1 protein-coding gene and 4 pseudogenes are annotated in these 3,345 nt (G+C 63.7%); all 5 read right to left on the bottom strand.

The annotated features are described in order from the left end of the window. Positions 1-76: 76 nt before the first annotated feature. A pseudogene (locus tag FJ423_RS33315) lies at positions 77-739 on the bottom strand (recombinase family protein); the annotation flags it as partial. Beyond that, the gene (locus tag FJ423_RS34535; RefSeq protein WP_246679433.1) at positions 736-1,257 is read right to left on the bottom strand and encodes a hypothetical protein; all 522 of its coding nucleotides are present in this window, start codon (positions 1,255-1,257) and stop codon (positions 736-738) included. The gene FJ423_RS34535 and the pseudogene FJ423_RS33315, both read right to left, overlap by 4 nt. 22 nt (positions 1,258-1,279) lie before the next feature. Then, a pseudogene (locus tag FJ423_RS34710) lies at positions 1,280-1,453 on the bottom strand (transposase); the annotation flags it as partial. Positions 1,454-1,496: 43 nt separating this feature from the next. After that, positions 1,497-2,107, bottom strand: a pseudogene (locus tag FJ423_RS34530) (IS66 family transposase); the annotation flags it as partial. Between the two features lie 5 nt (positions 2,108-2,112). Then, a pseudogene (locus FJ423_RS33285) lies at positions 2,113-2,969 on the bottom strand (transposase); the annotation flags it as partial. Positions 2,970-3,345 lie beyond the last annotated feature (376 nt).

The raw sequence follows: 3,345 nt of genomic DNA, 5'->3' as shown, positions 1-3,345 counted from the left end.
CCCAGCATCACCGAGTCCTGGTGGAGATCGATGATCTCCGAGACCCGCAACCCCGTTTGCGCGGCCAGCAACAGCAGTAATGCACGCCATCGTCGATCATCGAGATCAGGACCTGGCGCGCACTGCCGAGTTCGCGGAAGCGCGCGAATATCAGGCGAATGGTCTCCTGCAGGCGCATGTCGGGATCGAAACCGAGACCATAATCGCGGTGCCAGACATAGCCGAAGGGCACGGAGATGCGCAGTTCCCCACGCTGTGCCTTGGCGCGGGCGGCCTCGTACATGCGGGCACGCAGCACGCCGAGCTCGAACTCGCTGATGCTGCCCTTCATACCGAGCAGCAGGCGGTCGTTCGGCAATCCCGGATCGTAGACTCCGTCCAGATCGATCACGCGTGCATCGACTTCGCCGCACAACTCGAGCAGCCGATGCCAGTCCGGCCCGTTGCGCGACAGGCGGGACGCCTCCAGGCAAAGCACGGCGCCCACATGGCCGGTGCACAGATCGTCGACCAGGCGCTCGAAACCGGGACGCTCCACAGCCCCGCTTGCGGTTCGTCCCAGATCCTCGTCGATCACCTCTACTTTGCGGAATCCCCAGCGCCGCGCGACGTCGACAAGCTCATACTGCCGACGCTGGCTCTCAAGGTTGAGCTGGACCTGCGCCTGAGTGGACTGACGCACATAGACCACGGCCTTGCGCTTGAGGACGGCAGTCGGAATCAGATTACCGCTCGTCATCGCAGCTCTCCTCCTCCGTTGCCACGCCGGCGGCGGCCATCAGTACGTTGGCGAGCCGGGCGATCACTATGGTCCATTGCGCTGAACTCAGCCCGTTCAGCTTCTGCGAGTCGAGCGGCAAGCTGAGTTGGCGAACGACCACGAGAGATCGTGTCGGGGGTGGCAAGGTTCTCATGTTGCGCCTCCGCGATGGTGAAATCATCCGGAGAGCCTCGCCGGAAACGGCGTTCGATCAAGAGCTTGTTAAGCTCAAGCAGCGCGGCAAGCGATACGCGCGGGGAGCCAAGGTCCATCGCCGCGCAAGCCACGGGATCGATCATCCAGGCCGGAGCGGTAATGACATGCCCGGGCGCGACGACGAGATGAATGATCCGGCCGTTGGCGCGCTCTTCGCTGTTCTCGCAGCGAAGCCGACGTCCGAAATACGGGTGCCAACGGTAATGGACCTCGACCTCCTGCCCAACATGGGCAGAATGACCCCGAGATGGCGATGCCGCGCAGGGCTCGCTCGGCTGCATTGTTCGATGGGCAAATCCGCCCATCGTCGAGGAACCGGGTGAAGGATGACTAGCGACGCAGCATGTAGTTGAAGGCCTTGGTCAGATCGTGTCCGCGCGAGAGCTTGTCGCGCGTCTCGATCATCCAGCGCTCGAGCTCGGTGACCAGCGGCGCGCTCCGCTCTTGGCGCACGGCGTGGCGTTGGCCTGGGGACAGGCCGTTGATCGCGCGCTCAATATCGAACAGGGCATCGATGCGCTCACGGCTTAACCGCGAGCGGATAGACCAGGTTGGGCTTCTCGCCGCGCGCCTTCTTGCGCGCCGCCGCTTCGATATCGGCCAGCTCGAACACTTTGCGCCGGCTGTGGGCCCAGCAGCTGGCCTCCAGAACAGGCGCGGGCTGACGGCCCGTCGTATAGAGATCGCCATAACCGCCATAGGCATCGCCCTGCAGGATGCCGCTCCAGCCGGCGAGATGCGCCGCAGGATGCTCCCCTCGGCGATCGCGGGAATAGTAGAACACCGCCGCCGGCGGATCGGCGCCACCGAATGGTCGGTCATCGCGCACATAGGTCCATAATCGGCCGGTATCGGTCTTGCCCTTGGCCAGGACCGGAACCGTCGTATCGTCGCCGTGCAGACGTGAAGCGGACAGCAATGGGGTTCGAGCCGCTTGAACAGCGGCATCAGCGCCGCGGCGCCGGCGCCGACCTGGTCGGCGAGCGTCGACAGGCTGAGCGGCACGCCTTCGCGGGCATAGCGTTCAGCCTGGCGATTGAGCGGCTGATGCTGGCCGAACTTCTCGAACAGGATCATCGCCAGCAGGCCGGGACCGGCCCAGCCGCGCGGGGTGGCGTGGAACGGCGCCGGAGCCTGATGGGCGGTCCGCTGCCGCCAAAGGGCCGATCATCGCGGAGATAGGTCCAGAGGTAGGCCGTCTTGGCCTTGCCCGATCCCGCCGCCAACGTTGGCAGCGTGGTCTCATCGGCAAAGACCCGCTCACCCTGGTTGATGCCGGTCAGTGCGTAATCGGCGAGTGGCTCGAGCTCGAAGCCGACCTTGCCCATCCACTGGGCCATCTGTGACCGGTCGATCTCGACCTGATCGCGAGCATAGATCGCTTCGTGGCGGTAGATCGGCAGGCCATCAGCGTATTTCGACACCGCGAACTGCGCCAGCAGCGCTTCGGTCGGATGCTTTCGAATGCGGGCGGGAGCGGCTGCCTTGATAACGCCGTCCGACGGGTGACGATCACCCGGAACTTCGCGGGGTGACATCGAGCCGTTCGGAGACATCCTCGCCAATCGGGATCTTTTCCAGCGCTTCGCAGCCAGCAGGCGTTTCGGGCTCGATGACCACCTCGACCTGTTCGAGATGGGCCGCAAAGCCTTTGCGAGGACGCGGTGCGCGCTTCGCTTTCGAGCCGCCCACAGACTTGTCCATCTGCGCTTCGATGGCCGCCACGCCGGTTTCGGTCTCCTCGAAGACGAGAGCATACTGCTCCTCGCTCAGCTCACCGGTCCGCAAAACTTTCGGAGCGGCTGCCGAAGCGCGCGCTCTCCAAGCATCTTCACCACCGCGGTCAGACGTGCGATCCGCTCATCAGCACTTTTGTTGACCAACTCGAGATGAAGGCGCGCTCCTCCATAAGGGCGGCCTTTTCGGCCATGGCAACAACCATCGTCTTGAGCGCGTCAACGTCGTCCGGGAGTGCGAGATGGGGTGTCGACATGGCCAAAATCAGAGCATATTCGCGGGCAATTTTCCCGCTTTTCAGCCCCCTGATTCATCATGCCGCAGGGTTTTACCCAGCCGATTGCGGCCGCCTGACGGTCTCCGTCCGAACCCGTTTCCAGTCCATTCCGTCAACCAGAGCCATGAGCTGAGCATTGAGCTGGACCCGGTTGTGGCCGATCCGCGGCCAACTTCGCGTCGTTAGCCGCTTGGCATAAAAACACACGCCGCTGCCGTCCCACCAGACGATCTTGATCCTGTCCGCTCTTTTGGCGCGGAAGACGTAAAGCGCGCCGTTGAACGGTTAGGTGGCGCGCCACCTAACCCTAGTTATGCATCGGGTGAGATTTTGTGGCGGAGCCGTCCTGGCGCCA

This window comes from Mesorhizobium sp. B2-8-9, from assembly GCF_006439475.1.
GTDB lineage: Bacteria > Pseudomonadota > Alphaproteobacteria > Rhizobiales > Rhizobiaceae > Mesorhizobium.
This window is presented reverse-complemented; position numbering and strand designations above follow the sequence as displayed.

What these genes read in the sequence shown, in the direction of transcription:
- FJ423_RS34535 (WP_246679433.1), bottom strand. Translation starts at nt 1,257, where the DNA reads ATGCAGCCGAGCGAGCCCTGCGCGGCATCGCCATCTCGGGGTCATTCT.